This window comes from Bradyrhizobium sp. 21, from assembly GCF_023073335.1.
In the GTDB taxonomy this organism is placed as follows: Bacteria; Pseudomonadota; Alphaproteobacteria; order Rhizobiales; family Xanthobacteraceae; genus Bradyrhizobium.
This window is the reverse complement of sequence record NZ_JADPJG010000026.1, coordinates 86,870-99,995: the sequence shown is the minus strand read 5'-3', so window position 1 is coordinate 99,995 and position 13,126 is coordinate 86,870. Positions and strand designations below refer to the sequence as shown.

12 protein-coding genes are annotated in these 13,126 nt (G+C 64.5%); 7 read left to right on the top strand and 5 right to left on the bottom strand.

The features are described 5' to 3' along the window. The first annotated feature begins 222 nt into the window (after window positions 1–222). From IVB31_RS21680 to IVB31_RS21665, 4 genes are all read left to right on the top strand, one after another. Window positions 223–1,728, top strand: a complete 1,506-nt coding sequence (locus tag IVB31_RS21680; RefSeq protein ID WP_247327023.1) for a M81 family metallopeptidase — start codon at window positions 223–225, stop codon at window positions 1,726–1,728. A 13-nt stretch (window positions 1,729–1,741) separates the two neighbouring features. Continuing rightward, window positions 1,742–2,914, top strand: a complete 1,173-nt coding sequence (locus tag IVB31_RS21675) for a M20 aminoacylase family protein (protein ID WP_247327019.1) — start codon at window positions 1,742–1,744, stop codon at window positions 2,912–2,914. After that, the gene (locus IVB31_RS21670; RefSeq protein ID WP_247327014.1) at window positions 2,907–4,328 is read left to right on the top strand and encodes an amidase; all 1,422 of its coding nucleotides are present in this window, start codon (window positions 2,907–2,909) and stop codon (window positions 4,326–4,328) included. Before IVB31_RS21675 ends, IVB31_RS21670 begins: the two co-directional genes overlap by 8 nt. Window positions 4,329–4,523: 195 nt before the next feature. Then, window positions 4,524–5,414, top strand: a complete 891-nt coding sequence (locus tag IVB31_RS21665; RefSeq protein WP_247327009.1) for a crotonase/enoyl-CoA hydratase family protein — start codon at window positions 4,524–4,526, stop codon at window positions 5,412–5,414. 147 nt (window positions 5,415–5,561) lie between these two features. On the opposite strand, the gene IVB31_RS21660 is transcribed toward IVB31_RS21665, so the two are convergent. Next, on the bottom strand, window positions 5,562–6,539 hold the full coding sequence (locus tag IVB31_RS21660) for an NADPH:quinone oxidoreductase family protein (protein WP_247327671.1): 978 nt from the start codon (window positions 6,537–6,539) through the stop codon (window positions 5,562–5,564). Next, complete coding sequence (locus IVB31_RS21655) at window positions 6,539–7,147, bottom strand: 2-hydroxychromene-2-carboxylate isomerase (RefSeq protein ID WP_247327007.1); 609 nt, start codon at window positions 7,145–7,147, stop codon at window positions 6,539–6,541. The genes IVB31_RS21660 and IVB31_RS21655 overlap by 1 nt, the downstream gene beginning before the upstream one ends. A gap of 110 nt (window positions 7,148–7,257) precedes the next feature. Between IVB31_RS21655 and IVB31_RS21650 the strand changes: the two genes are divergently transcribed. Further along, the gene (locus IVB31_RS21650; protein ID WP_247327004.1) at window positions 7,258–8,280 is read left to right on the top strand and encodes a methionine synthase; all 1,023 of its coding nucleotides are present in this window, start codon (window positions 7,258–7,260) and stop codon (window positions 8,278–8,280) included. A gap of 25 nt (window positions 8,281–8,305) precedes the next feature. Here IVB31_RS21650 and IVB31_RS21645 read toward each other — a convergent pair whose 3' ends face one another. From IVB31_RS21645 to IVB31_RS21635, 3 genes are all read right to left on the bottom strand, one after another. After that, window positions 8,306–8,923 (bottom strand): hypothetical protein, encoded by a 618-nt coding sequence (locus IVB31_RS21645; protein WP_247326992.1) that lies wholly within the window; start codon window positions 8,921–8,923, stop codon window positions 8,306–8,308. Between the two features lie 205 nt (window positions 8,924–9,128). After that, on the bottom strand, window positions 9,129–9,656 hold the full coding sequence (gpt, locus tag IVB31_RS21640; protein ID WP_247326989.1) for a xanthine phosphoribosyltransferase: 528 nt from the start codon (window positions 9,654–9,656) through the stop codon (window positions 9,129–9,131). A 38-nt stretch (window positions 9,657–9,694) separates the two neighbouring features. Continuing rightward, window positions 9,695–10,432: a molybdopterin-binding protein gene (locus tag IVB31_RS21635; protein WP_247326986.1), complete on the bottom strand. Its 738-nt coding sequence runs from the start codon at window positions 10,430–10,432 to the stop codon at window positions 9,695–9,697. Window positions 10,433–10,711: 279 nt separating this feature from the next. Between IVB31_RS21635 and IVB31_RS21630 the strand changes: the two genes are divergently transcribed. Both IVB31_RS21630 and IVB31_RS21625 read left to right on the top strand, forming a co-directional pair. Further along, window positions 10,712–12,130 (top strand): circularly permuted type 2 ATP-grasp protein, encoded by a 1,419-nt coding sequence (locus IVB31_RS21630; RefSeq protein WP_247326983.1) that lies wholly within the window; start codon window positions 10,712–10,714, stop codon window positions 12,128–12,130. Between the two features lie 4 nt (window positions 12,131–12,134). Beyond that, window positions 12,135–13,079, top strand: a complete 945-nt coding sequence (locus tag IVB31_RS21625; protein ID WP_247326979.1) for an alpha-E domain-containing protein — start codon at window positions 12,135–12,137, stop codon at window positions 13,077–13,079. Window positions 13,080–13,126 lie beyond the last annotated feature (47 nt).

The window sequence follows — 13,126 nt, the reverse complement described above, 5'->3', positions numbered from 1 at the left end:
CGACCAATCTTCGCAAAACTTCTCCCTGGGGTTATGGGTCCCGGCCTTCGCCGGGACGACGATGAGTATGTGGTTGACTTCGCGCACCCACCGCCCAGCAGCATTCCCAAAATGATCTGACCCTATGCGTGGCGCGATTGCTTCCCACCTTGCTCTCCTCACAAAGCCGAGGCTAACGTCAAAGGGTAACGTCGCGCACTTTCAATAGCTGGGCTTGAGTTGATGACACGCATCGCCGTCGGCGGCTTCCTGCATGAGACCAACACCTTCGCTCCGACGAAGGCGACTTTCGCGGACTTCCAGCACGGCGGCGGCTGGCCGGCGATGACTGAGGGCGCCGACGTGCTGAAGGTGATGCGCCGCATCAATGTCGGCCTCGCCGGTTTCGTCGGCAGCGCCGAGGCCAACGGCTGGGAACTCGTTCCAACGATCGCGTGCGGCGCGAGTCCCTCGGCGCATGTCACCCGGGACGCCTTCGAGCGCATCGTCAAGGTGATGGTCGACGGCATCGCGGCCGCCGGCCCGATCGACGCGGTCTACCTCGATCTCCACGGCGCCATGGTCACCGAGCATCTCGACGACGGCGAAGGCGAGATCCTGGCGCGCGTGCGCCGCGTCATCGGCAAGGATGTGCCGCTGGTCGCGAGCCTCGATTTGCACGCCAACGTCACGCCCGAGATGATGGAACATGCGGACGCGCTGATCGCCTATCGCACCTATCCCCATATCGACATGGCCGAGACCGGCCGCGCCTCCGCAAAGCACCTCGCGCTGCTCCTGAAGACGAAGCAGCATTTTGCAAAGTCGTTTCGACAATTGCCATTCCTAATCCCGATCAGTTGGCAGTGCACCAACGACCGGCCGACCAAGGGCATCTACGAAAAGCTTGCCGCGCTGGAGAGTGATGCGGTTCCCACACTGTCCTTCGCGCCCGGCTTCCCTGCCGCCGACTTCCGCGATTGCGGGCCGAGCGTGTTCGCCTATGGCAAGACGCAGGCGGATGCCGACCGCGCCGCCGACGCAATCGTCAAGCTGATCGAAAGCCACGAGGACGATTTCGACGGCAAGATCTGGTCGCCTGACGATGGCGTGCGCCACGCGATGGAACTCTCGAAGGGCGCCAGCAAGCCGATCATCATCGCTGACACCCAGGACAATCCCGGCGCCGGCGGCGATTCCGACACGACCGGCATGCTGCGCGCGCTGGTGCGCAACAAGGCGAGCGCGGCGACCGGCGCGATCTACGATCCGCAATCGGCCAAGGCCGCCCATGCGGCCGGCGTCGGCGCCACCGTGACGCTGTCGCTCGGCGGCAAGTCCGGCATTCCCGGCGACGAGCCCTATCGCGAGACCTTCGTCGTCGAAAAGCTCTCCGACGGCCGCTTCATCGCGCCCGGCCCCTATTACGGCGGCCGCGAGATGGAGATGGGTCCGTCCGCCTGCCTGCGCATCGGCGACGTCCGCGTCGTCGTGAGTTCGCACAAGGCGCAACTCGCTGATCAAGCGATGTACCGCTTTGTCGGCATCGAGCCGACCGAGGAGAAGATTCTGGTCAACAAGAGCTCGGTGCACTTGCGCGCCGATTTCGAGCCGATCGCGGAAAAGCTGATGATTTGCGCCGCCCCCGGCGCGATGCCCGCAGATACGGCCACATTGCCATGGACGCGCCTGCGGCCGGGCATCCGCATCAAGCCGAACGGCCCCGTTTTCACGCCCTCCCCACGCTAACCGGACACAACACATGCCCACGATCGACCGTATCGACGGCTATGCCGACGAACTCACTGCTATCAGGCGCGACCTCCATGCCCATCCCGAGATCGGCTTCGAGGAAGTGCGCACCTCCGGCATCGTCGCCGACAAGCTGAAGAGCTGGGGCATCGAGGTGCATCGCGGTCTCGGCGGCACCGGCGTGATCGGTGTCATCAAGGGCAAGGGGTCGAGCGGCAAGCGCATCGGCCTGCGCGCCGACATGGACGCGCTGCCGATGGAAGAGAACACCAACCTGAAATGGAGCTCGAAAATCCCCGGCCGCTTCCACGGCTGCGGCCATGACGGCCACACCACCATGCTGCTCGGCACCGCGCGCTACCTCGCCGAGACCAGGAACTTCGACGGCACCGTGCATTTGATCTTCCAGCCGGCCGAGGAAGGCCTCGGCGGCGCCCGCGCCATGATCAAGGACGGCTTGTTCGAGAAATTCCCGTGCGACGAGCTCTACGGCCTGCATAACGCGCCCGACCTCAACCATGGCGAGATCGCGATCCTGCCGGGCCCGGCGATGGCCAGCGCCGACTTCTTCGACCTCCGCATCACCGGCTACGGTGCGCATGGCGCCATGCCCGAGCGCTCCAAGGACGCCGTGATCATCGCGACCACGCTGGCGCAGGCGATCCAGACCATCGTCAGCCGCAACGTCGAGCCGCTTCAAGCCGCCGTCGTCTCGATCACCCAGATCCACGCCGGCTCCGCCTACAACGTCATTCCCGGCGACGCGCACCTGTGCGGCACCATCCGCACCTTCTCGAAAGAGGTCCGCACCTTGATCAGCGATCGCATCCGCACGATCTGCGCGGGCATCGCGAGCGCCTATCAGTGCGTGATCGACGTCGACATCCGCGACACCTTCGACGTGCTGGTCAACCAGGTCGAGCAATCCAAGGTGGTCGAGGAGGTCGCGCGCACAATCGTCGACCCCGCCAACGTGATTACCCGTGCCCAGCCGAAGATGGGCAGCGAGGATTTTGCCGACATGCTGCAGACGATTCCCGGCGCCTATTTCTGGGTCGGGCATGACGGCTCGGTGCCGGTGCACAATCCCGGCTTCGTGCTCGACGACAAGATCCTGCCGATCGGCGCCAGCATGTTCGCCCGCATCATCGAGACCCGTATGCCGGTGGGCGCCCATGCATAATGAGAGCGCCGAAGAGGCGGTCACCTCGCTGCACGATCTCTCCGCGGTCGATCTGATCGCGGGCTATCGGGCCAAGCAGTTCTCGCCGAGCGAGGTGCTGGAGGACGTGCTTGCGCACGTCGCTGCGTGGGAACCGCACCTCAAGGCGCTCTATGCATACGATCCCGACGGCGCGCGCGAGGCCGCAAAAGCCTCGACCGCGCGCTGGACCGGGGGCGAGCCCTCTGGCGCGCTCGACGGCGTGCCCGTGACGGTGAAGGACAACATCGCGACCAAGGGCGTGCCGGTGCCGCTGGGCGCGGCGAGCGTCAAGCTCGTGCCGGCCGAGAAGGACGCCCCGCCCGCCGCGCGGCTGCGCGAAGCCGGGGCGATTATCTTCGCAAAAACCACGATGCCCGATTACGGCATGCTGTCCTCGGGGCTCTCCAGCTTCCACGCGCTCGCGCGCAACCCCTGGGATCTCTCCAAGAATCCCGGCGGCTCCAGCGCTGGCGCAGGCGCGGCGGCTGCGGCCGGTTACGCTCCGCTGCATCTCGGCACCGATATCGGCGGCTCGGTGCGCCTGCCTGCGGGCTGGTGCGGCCTCGTCGGAATGAAGCCGAGCTTTGGCCGCGTGCCGATCGATCCCGTCTATGTCGGCCGCGTCGCAGGTCCCATGACGCGCACGGTCGACGATTGCGCGCTGATGATGAGCGCGATTGCAAAGCCAGACCGGCGCGACGGCATGAGCCTGCCCGCCGAGCCGCTCAACTGGAAAGGGCTGGAGAAGTCTCCGCGAAAGCTGCGCATCGGATTGATGCTCGATCCCGGCGTCGGCCTGGCGCTGGAGAAACCGGTGCGCGAGGTCGCGGTGAAGGCCGCGAAAGCATTCGAATCCGCCGGCGCCGTCGTCACCGAAGTCGACGGCATCCTGACGCGCGAGATGCTCGATGGTCTCGATAATTTCTGGCGCGCGCGGATGTGGGATGACCTGTCGAAGCTGACGCCGGCCGAGCAGGCAAAGGTGCTGCCCTACATCTTCAAATGGGGCGAAACCGGCGCAAAGCTCTCTGGTGTCGACGTCATTCGTGGCTTCAACCAGACCATGGCGATCCGGGCTGCCGCATCAAAACTGTTTTGCGAGCTCGACTATGTGATCTCGCCGACGGCGCCGAACGTGAACTATCCGGCGGACTGGGCCTCGCCGACCAACGATCCCATGAAGCCGTTCGAGCACATCGCCTATACCGTGCCGTGGAATATGTCGGAGAATCCGGCAATCTCGATCAACGGCGGCTTCGACGGCAAGGGTTTTCCCATCGGCGTGCAGATCGTCGGCCGCCGCTTCGACGATATCGGCGTGCTCGGCATGGCCAAGGCTTTTGAGAGCCTGCGCGGGCCGCAGAAGCCCTGGCCGAGCCCGCCGGCGCGCTGACACGTCAATACTGCTAGACTGCGACATGGTCGGGAATAGCAGTCCGAAGGACGGCGTCGCTTCCGCTCGCCCATGCTCCGGCCATTGTCGTTTGGTTACTCTGGAGAGAAGACATGCCCAGTCCGCGCAAGACGGACGGCAGCACACATGCATGACGTCTTCACGAGATTGCGTTCAAGAAGGAAGGAAACATCCATGGCGTATGAGACAATCAAGTACGAGGTCGCCGAGCAGATCCTCACCATCACTCTGAACCGGCCCGACAAGCTCAACGCCTTCAACGCCCAGATGCAAGCAGAGCTGATCGACGCATTCGACGCCGCCGACAAGGACGACGACGTCCGCGCCATCATCGTCACAGGCGCCGGCCGCGGTTTTTGCGCGGGCGCCGATCTTTCCTCGGGCGCCGATACTTTCGACCGCGACGCCCGGCGCGGGCCCGTAAAACGCTTCGCCGACGGCAAGGTCGACTACAGCGATTCCCAGGTGCGCGACGGCGGCGGCCAGGTGACCTTGCGCATCTTTAAATGCCTGAAGCCGGTGATCGCCGCAGTGAACGGTCCCGCGGTCGGCATCGGCGTCACCATGCAGCTCGCGATGGACATCCGTATCGCCTCCGACGCCGCACGTTTCGGCTTCGTGTTTTCCCAGCGCGGCATCGTGCCGGAGGCCGCCTCGAGCTGGTTCCTGCCGCGCATCGTCGGCATCTCGCAAGCGCTGGAATGGTGCTATTCGGGCCGCGTCTTCCCGGCCCAAGAGGCGCTCGCGGGGCGCCTCGTCAGCAAGGTCGTCGCCCCGGAAGATCTGCTACCGACCGCCCGCGCGCTCGCCAAGGAGTTTGCGGCGAAGACGGCGCCGGTGTCGGTCGCGCTGATCCGTCAGATGATGTGGCGCATGATGGGCGCCGACGATCCGATGGAAGCCCACAAGGTCGACAGCCGCGGCATCTACGCCCGCGGCCGCTCCGACGACGTGAAGGAAGGCGTGACGTCGTTCCTGGAGAAGCGGCCGGCACAGTTCAAGAACAAGGTGTCCAGCGATATGCCGGATTATTTCCCGTGGTGGACGGAGCGGGAGTATAAGTGAGACTTCGTCGCGCTTCGTAGGGTGGGTTAGCGAAGCGGCTTTGCGTAGCGCAGGCGCTTCGCGTAACCCACCAACTTCGATCGGCAAACGTGGAGACATGGTTCGCGCATCTGCAGGGCTAACCCTCCCTACGGACCGGCGGCACCGTCACTCCATCACCAGCGCCACGCGCCCAATCGCCTTGCGGTCGAGCAACAGTCGCATCGCCTTCGCAAAATCCTCCAGCCGCAGGCGATGCGAGACGTTGGGCCGCAGTTTGCCCTCCTCTGCCCACGCCAGCAGCGCCTTCAGCCGCACCTCGCCAAGCGCAGGGTTTTTTCGCACGGCTTCGCCGGCGCGCACGCCGAGCACGCTGGCGCCCTTGATCAGCAGCAGATTGGTCTTGGCCGAGCCGATGCCGCCGGTAAAACCGATCACCAGCAGCCGCGCGCCCCAGGCGATGCAGCGCATCGAGTTCTCGAACACCTCGCCACCGACGGGATCGAACACCACGTCGGCGCCGCGGCCGTCGGTGATGCGCTTGACGGCGTCGCGAAATGGCTCGCGGTCGTAGCGCACGAGATGATCGGCGCCGCGCGATTTTGCGACGGCAAGCTTCTCGTCGCTGGAGGCGGTCGCGATCACGGTCGCGCCAAGCATCTTGCCGATCTCGACGGCAGCCAATCCAACGCCGCCACCGGCACCATGCACCAGCAGCACCTCGCCGGGCTCGACCCGGCCGCGGTCGATCAGCGCGTGATAGGCGGTACCGTGCCCGGCGAGATAGGTCGCAGCTTCCGCATAGTCGAACGTCGATGGCATCGGCGTCAGCTGCGCGGGCGTCACCACCGCCTCATCGGTGAACGCGCCGTGGCGCATCTTGACGATGACCTTGTCACCGACTGAAACGCCGCGTGCCTCCGGCCCGACCTCGGCGACATCACCGGCCGCCTCCATGCCCGGCGTGAACGGCAGCTCCGGCTTGAGCTGGTATTCGCCGGCCGCCATCAATACATCGGGAAAGTTGAGACCGGCGGCCCGGATCGCGACGCGCACCTCGCCCGGCTTCAAGGCGCGCGAAGGAAACTCCTCCAGCCGCAACGTTTCGGGCGCGCCGAGCGCGCGGCAGACGACGGCCCGCACCATCAAGCCGCACTCGCCTTGCTGCGCAAAAGCGCCTCGCGGATCAGCGGCAGGCGGTCGTTGCCGAAATACATGTCGGTCTTGTTGACGAAGATCGTCGGCGAGCCGAAGCCGCCGCGCGCGACGACCTCTTCGGTGTTGGCCTTGAGCTGATCCTTGATCGCCTGCTCCGAAATGCCGGCGAAAAACCTCTGCTCGTCGATGCCGACCTTCCTGCAGATCTCGGCCAGCACAGCGTCCTGCGAGATGTCCTTGTCGCCGCCCCAATAAGTCTCGAACACGGCCGTCGCGAACGGCACCATGTCCCGTCCCAGCCAGATGCAGCCGCGCATCGCTTTCACGCTGTTCACCGGAAATACCGTCGGCGGCATCTTGATCGCGAGACCGGCCGAGCGCGACCAGTCGGCAAGGTCCTTCTTCATATAGCGCGCCTTCAGCGGCACCGGCGTCTCCCGCTGTGCGTAGACGCTCGGATTGACCGTGTTGAAGATGCCGCCGACCAGGATCGGCCGCCAGATGATCTCCGCGCCGAGCTCTTCGGCCAGCGGCCGGATATTGTGGAAAGCGAGATAGGTCCAGGGGCTGGAACAGTCGAAGAAGAATTCGATCATGGCGTTTCCGGTCCGGCGTCGCGGGTTTCAAGGCGACTTTTGTTGTTCTGTACCTCGACGTTAAGACATGGCAGGAAGGGGCGCAATCACAACCCGCCGGGAGCGCCGTCATGCTGTTTCCAACCACGATCGCCGGCTCCTTGCCGAAGCCGGAATGGCTCGCCGAGCCCAACATGCTCTGGGCGCCCTGGAAGTCGCAGGGCGACGAGCTTATCCGCGCCAAGCGCGACGCGACCATGCTTGCCGTCAAGGTCCAGGAGGACGCCGGCATCGACATCGTCACCGAGGGCGAGCAGGCCCGGCAGCACTTCGTGCACGGCTTTCTCGAGAAGATCGAGGGCATCGATTTCGCCCACAAGGTCGAGATGGGAATCCGCAAGGATCGCTACAAGGCGATGGTACCGCAGGTGGTCGCCCCGCTCCGGCTCAAAGGCCGCGTCCACGCCGACGAGGCACGTGTTGCGCGTACGCACACGAAGAAGAAACTGAAATTCACCCTGCCCGGTCCGATGACCATCATCGACACCATCTCCGACAGTTACTATGGCGACCGCGTCAAGATGGCCTTCGCCTTTGCCGAGCTGTTGAACGAAGAGGCCAAGGCGCTGCAGGCCGACGGCGTCGATCTCGTGCAGTTCGACGAGCCCGCCTTCAATGTCTATATGGACGAGGTCAACGATTGGGGCATCAAGGCGCTGGAGCGCGCCGCGCAGGGCCTGACCTGCGCCACCGCCGTGCACATCTGCTACGGCTACGGCATCAAGGCCAATACCGACTGGAAGGAGACGCTCGGCGCGCAATGGAGGCAGTATGAGCAGATCTTTCCGGCGATCGATGCCAGCCCGATCCAGCAGGTCGCGATCGAGTGCCGCAACTCCAAGGTGCCGCTGGATCTGCTCGCGCTGCTCAAGACCAAGATCGTGCAGGCCGGCGTCATCGACGTCGCCAGCGACACGGTGGAGACGGCGGAGGACGTCGTGCGGGCAATCGACGCGGTGTCGAAATTCGTACCCAAGAGCAACATCATCGCCACCACCAATTGCGGCATGGCGCCGATGCGGCGTGAGATCGCCGAAGCCAAGCTGATGGCGCTTGGCGCCGGTGCGGCGCTGGCCCGCGAGAAGCTGGGGTGATGGCGACAAAGTCGCCGACCTTGCGCTAGCCGAGCGCCGTCGGATGCAGCACGGGCTGGTAGCCGGCGTTGAGCGTACGCAGCATTGAGGGAGGCGTCAGCAGCTTCGCGTCGTCGAGCTGCCCCTCAACGCCGGCATAGCCTGCCGGTGACCACCGCAGCAGCCTGCCCCGCGTCACAAGAAAACTCTCTTCGCCTTGCAGGACCATCGCTCCATCGGGAAGCTGCTCGATCGGCATCAGCAGCTCATGCAGCCGCTTCCTGCCGTGATCGAGCCGTTCGTGATGCAGGACGTCGTCGATGTCGTGCATGCGGACGTCGTGCACGCGATTGCCCTTCTCCCACATCGCGCGAAACCGATTGGCGTCGTCGCGGCGGCAATAGAAGCAGGGACGATGTCCGGCGGCGAGCGCAGTGGCCTCGTCGAGGAAGAACAGCTCGGTCCAGCTCCGCTGCGCCATCACCTCGCGGCGGCGGCCGCGGAATTCGCAGGTGCAGGTGAGCCAAGCCGGCGACGACCAACGCTTCTTCAACAAGGTCTTCGTCGCGGGATCATGGATGATGCCGCGATTGCCGGTGAACAGGCCGCGATGCGGCGTGGCGATGATATCGCCGGTCGGCGTGACGCGGTTTTGCAGGGGCATGGTGCAAGTCCACTCCTCTCCCCGTTCTTACGGGGAGAGAGCTGGGGTGAGGGGCTGCTTCCACGATCACAGTGAGAATTGGACTCGCGGAGCGTCCCCCTCACCCGGATTGCTTCGCAACAGCCGAAGCTTCGCTTCGGACTTCTTAGAACGGCCGCTACGCGGCCTTTGCCTCTCCCCGCAAGCGGGGCGAGATGAAGAAATGTTACGCCGCCCCGTCGCGGAGCGGTGGGTGATACGAGAGCGCGGTGTCCCAGGGGAAGAAGATCCAGGTGTCCTGCGAGACTTCCGTGATGTAGGTATCGACCAGCGGGCGCCCCTTCGGCTTGGCGTAGACGGTGGCGAAATGCGCATCGGGCAGCATCTCGCGCACCAACCTGCCGGTCTTGCCGGTGTCGACGAGGTCGTCGACGATCAGGAGTCCCTTGCCGGTGCCGCCGCCGAGCTTCATCGCCGATTCGGAGATGCCTTTGAGAACCTGCAGTTCGCCCTGCTTGGTATGGTCGTAGCTGGCGATGCAGACCGTATCGATCACGCGCACGCCGAGCTCACGCGCGACGATCGCGGCCGGCACCAGCCCGCCGCGGGTGATCGCGATCACGGCGTGGAACGGACCGACCTCGTTGAGCCGCCAGGTCAGCGCCCGGCAATCCCGGTGGAATTGGTCCCACGAGACCGGAAAGGCCTTGCCCGCCCGCTCCTGCGCGCTCAGTTCCGGTGCTTCACCAGCCATCGTCGTCTCCTGCCAATCGTCGTCCGGCAGCCCTTCTGCTACCGGGTGATATTCAATCCTGCCAGCATTTCCTTCACCGCCACCATCGCTGCCGCCAGCTTGTCCGCGTCGCGCGAGCGCACCACCAGATTGGTGTTGGGCTTCTGGTCTTCGTCCATGAAGGGATAGCTGCCGATGATGGTGTCGGGATGGGCCGCGGCGATCTCCCGCAGCGGGCTGCCGATGTCGCCTTCCCGCGCATTGGCGCGGACGGATTCGGAGAGCATGCGCACGCCCGATTTCAGCTTGGGCGAGACGATGTCCATCATGGCCTGCATGATCGAGGGCACGCCGGCCATCACGATGACGTTGCCGATCTTGAAGCCGGGCGCGAGGATCGTGGCGCTCTGGATCAGCTCGGCGCCATCGGGGATGCGGGCCATGCGCAGGCGGGCCTCGTTGAGGTCCTGCTCGCTCCAGCGCTCGCGGAAGCGGGCGACGACCTCCGGGTGATGGTCGATCCCGACGCCGAACGCCTTGGCGACGCTGTCCGCAGTGATGTCGTCATGGGTCGGGCCAATGCCGCCGGTGGTGAAGACATAGGTGTAGCGATGCCGCAGTGCATCCAACGCGGCAATGATGTCGGGCTCGTCGTCGGAGACCACCCGGACCTCCTTCAGGTCGATGCCGATATTGGTCAGGTATTCGGCGATGAAGCCGATATTCTTGTCCTTGGTCCGGCCGGACAGGATTTCGTCCCCAATGACCAGAATACCCGCCGTAACGATCTCGCTCATGCCTTAAGTCCCTCACCAGTAGGCCCGACTTTGCCGAGGTAACGCGTTGAAGTCACGCGGTTTTGCTGCCGAAATAAGCAGTCCTCAGCCATTTTTTCAGGCAAGCCGCCGGCCATCCCGGGCAAATGTCCCCTTCCCATGCTTATCGCGCTGGCCCGGCCCTTGCTACCACATGAAAGTCATGCACTCTTGCCGCATGGCCAGGACGTTGCGGTCTTCCCCCAAGGGCTCAGCGACCTGTCACATGGCGCAACGCCTCGCGGAGACAAGTCGGGATCTATGGCAGTCGCGTTTGATGAAATGAACATTCCGGGTGGGGACCTTCGCCCCGCCTATCAGGAGCTGGCGCGCTGGCTCAAGGAGACGCCCCCCGAGGCGCTCGAATATCGCCGCCAAGAAGCCGAGCTTTTGTTCCGCCGGATCGGCATCACCTTCGCCGTCTATGGCGAGTCCGAGTCCACCGAGCGCCTGATTCCCTTCGACGTGATCCCGCGGATCATGTCCGGCAAGGAATGGACGCTGCTGGAAAAGGGCCTGAAGCAGCGCGTCCGCGCGCTCAACATGTTCCTGCGCGACATCTATCACGGCCGCGACATCCTCCGCGCCGGGATCGTGCCCGACGATTTGATCTTCCAGAACCCGGTGTTCCGGCCCGAGATGAATGGCCAGCAGGTGCCGCACGACGTCTACGTGCACATCGCCGGCATCGACATCATCAGGGTCGATGCCGAGGACTTCATCGTGCTTGAGGACAATGCGCGCACGCCGTCCGGCGTGTCCTACATGCTGGAAAACCGCGAGATCATGATGCGGTTGTTTCCGGACCTGTTCGCCCGCCACAGGGTGGCGCCGGTCGAACGCTATCCGGACGAGCTGCTCTCCGCCTTGCGCTCGGTGGCGCCGCAAAGCGCCTCCGGCGAGCCGACTGTCGCGTTGCTCACGCCGGGCGTCTACAACTCCGCCTATTACGAGCACTCCTTCCTCGCCGACAAGCTCGGCATCGAGCTCGTCGAGGGCCGCGACCTCATCGTCAAGAACAACGAAGTGTTCATGCGGACGACCGAAGGCGTGAAACGGGTCGACGTGATCTACCGCCGCGTCGACGACGATTACCTCGATCCCCTCACCTTCCGGCCCGACTCCGCGCTCGGCGTGCCCGGACTGATGTCGGCCTATGCGGCCGGCAACATCACGCTCGCCAACGCCGTCGGCACCGGCATCGCGGACGACAAGGCGATCTACTCCTACATGCCCGAGATCGTGAAATTCTACCTCGGCGAGGAGCCGATCCTGAAGAACGTGCAGACCTGGCGCTGCCGCGAGCCGAAGGATCTCGCCTATGTGCTCGACAACCTCGGCGATCTCGTCGTCAAGGAAGTCCACGGCTCCGGCGGCTACGGCATGCTGATCGGACCTGCCGCGACCAAGGCCACGATCGAAGCGTTCCGCGAAAAGCTCAAGCGCGAACCGGAAGGGTTTATTGCACAGCCGACGCTGGCGCTCTCGACCTGCCCAACCTGCACGGCATCGGGCCTGGCGCCGCGCCACGTCGACCTGCGGCCGTTCGTGCTCACTGGCAGCAAGACCACCACGATCGTGCCCGGCGGGCTCACACGCGTCGCACTGAAGGAAGGCTCCCTGGTGGTGAATTCGAGCCAGGGCGGCGGCACCAAAGACACCTGGATTTTGGACGAGTAGAGAGATGCTGTCGCGTACCGCCGAAAACCTCTACTGGCTCGCCCGCTACGTCGAACGGGCCGAGTATCTCGCGCGCACCATTGATGCGACGCTGCGCGTCACCGCGCTCCCCGCCGCCTATATCGGCAAGACCAATGAATGGGACTCGGCACTTCTCACCGCCGGCGTCGCCACGAGCTTCTATGAGACCTACGAGGAAGCCAACGAGCACAACGTCGTCGACTACCTCTCGTTCTCGGCCGACAACCCGTCCTCGATCCGGAACTGCATCGAGGCGGCGCGGCTGAACTCGCGTTCGGTCCGCACCGCGCTCACCAGCGAGATGTGGGACACCATCAACTCGGCCTGGATCGAATTGCAGGAGGTCTGGAGCAAGGGCACCTCGACGCGCGAGGATCTCGCAAAATTCCTGCGTTTCGTGCAGGAGACCTCGCTGCGCTTCGACGGCTCGGCGTACCGGACCATGCTGCGCAACGACGCCTACTGGTTCTCGCGGCTCGGCCTTCACCTGGAGCGCGCCGACAACACTGCGCGCATCCTCGATGTGAAGTATCATGTGCTGCTGCCCGAGGAGGAACATGTCGGCGGCCCGCTCGATTTCTACCAGTGGAGCTCGATCCTGCGCTCGGTGTCGGCGCTGACGGCCTATCACTGGGTCTATCGCGAGACGCTGAAGCCCTGGCTGGTCGCGGATCTGCTCATCCTCAACAGCACGCTGCCGCGCTCGCTTGCAAGCTGCTACGACAATCTCACGCGCAACCTCGACCAGATCGGCGTCGCCTACGGCCGCCAGGGCCCCGCCCAGCGCCACGCCCGCGGCATCCGCAACCGGCTCGAACACAGCAATATGAATGACATTTTCCAGCATGGCGTGCATGAATTCATTCAGGAATTCATCTTGGACAATTCTAGGCTGGGGGAAATCATCACGAAGCAGTATTTGATCTGATACACGCAGTCATTCCGGGATGGTCCGAAGGACCAGACCTGGAATGA

Excerpts from the sequence above, each read along its gene's own strand:
- IVB31_RS21680 (WP_247327023.1), top strand. The coding sequence starts at position 223 with ATGACACGCATCGCCGTCGGCGGCTTCCTGCATGAGACCAACACCTTC.
- IVB31_RS21675 (WP_247327019.1), top strand. The coding sequence starts at position 1,742 with ATGCCCACGATCGACCGTATCGACGGCTATGCCGACGAACTCACTGCT.
- IVB31_RS21670 (WP_247327014.1), top strand. The coding sequence starts at position 2,907 with ATGCATAATGAGAGCGCCGAAGAGGCGGTCACCTCGCTGCACGATCTC.
- IVB31_RS21665 (WP_247327009.1), top strand. The coding sequence starts at position 4,524 with ATGGCGTATGAGACAATCAAGTACGAGGTCGCCGAGCAGATCCTCACC.
- IVB31_RS21660 (WP_247327671.1), bottom strand. The coding sequence starts at position 6,539 with ATGGTGCGGGCCGTCGTCTGCCGCGCGCTCGGCGCGCCCGAAACGTTG.
- IVB31_RS21655 (WP_247327007.1), bottom strand. The coding sequence starts at position 7,147 with ATGATCGAATTCTTCTTCGACTGTTCCAGCCCCTGGACCTATCTCGCT.
- IVB31_RS21650 (WP_247327004.1), top strand. The coding sequence starts at position 7,258 with ATGCTGTTTCCAACCACGATCGCCGGCTCCTTGCCGAAGCCGGAATGG.
- IVB31_RS21645 (WP_247326992.1), bottom strand. The coding sequence starts at position 8,923 with ATGCCCCTGCAAAACCGCGTCACGCCGACCGGCGATATCATCGCCACG.
- gpt (WP_247326989.1), bottom strand. The coding sequence starts at position 9,656 with ATGGCTGGTGAAGCACCGGAACTGAGCGCGCAGGAGCGGGCGGGCAAG.
- IVB31_RS21635 (WP_247326986.1), bottom strand. The coding sequence starts at position 10,432 with ATGAGCGAGATCGTTACGGCGGGTATTCTGGTCATTGGGGACGAAATC.
- IVB31_RS21630 (WP_247326983.1), top strand. The coding sequence starts at position 10,712 with ATGGCAGTCGCGTTTGATGAAATGAACATTCCGGGTGGGGACCTTCGC.
- IVB31_RS21625 (WP_247326979.1), top strand. The coding sequence starts at position 12,135 with ATGCTGTCGCGTACCGCCGAAAACCTCTACTGGCTCGCCCGCTACGTC.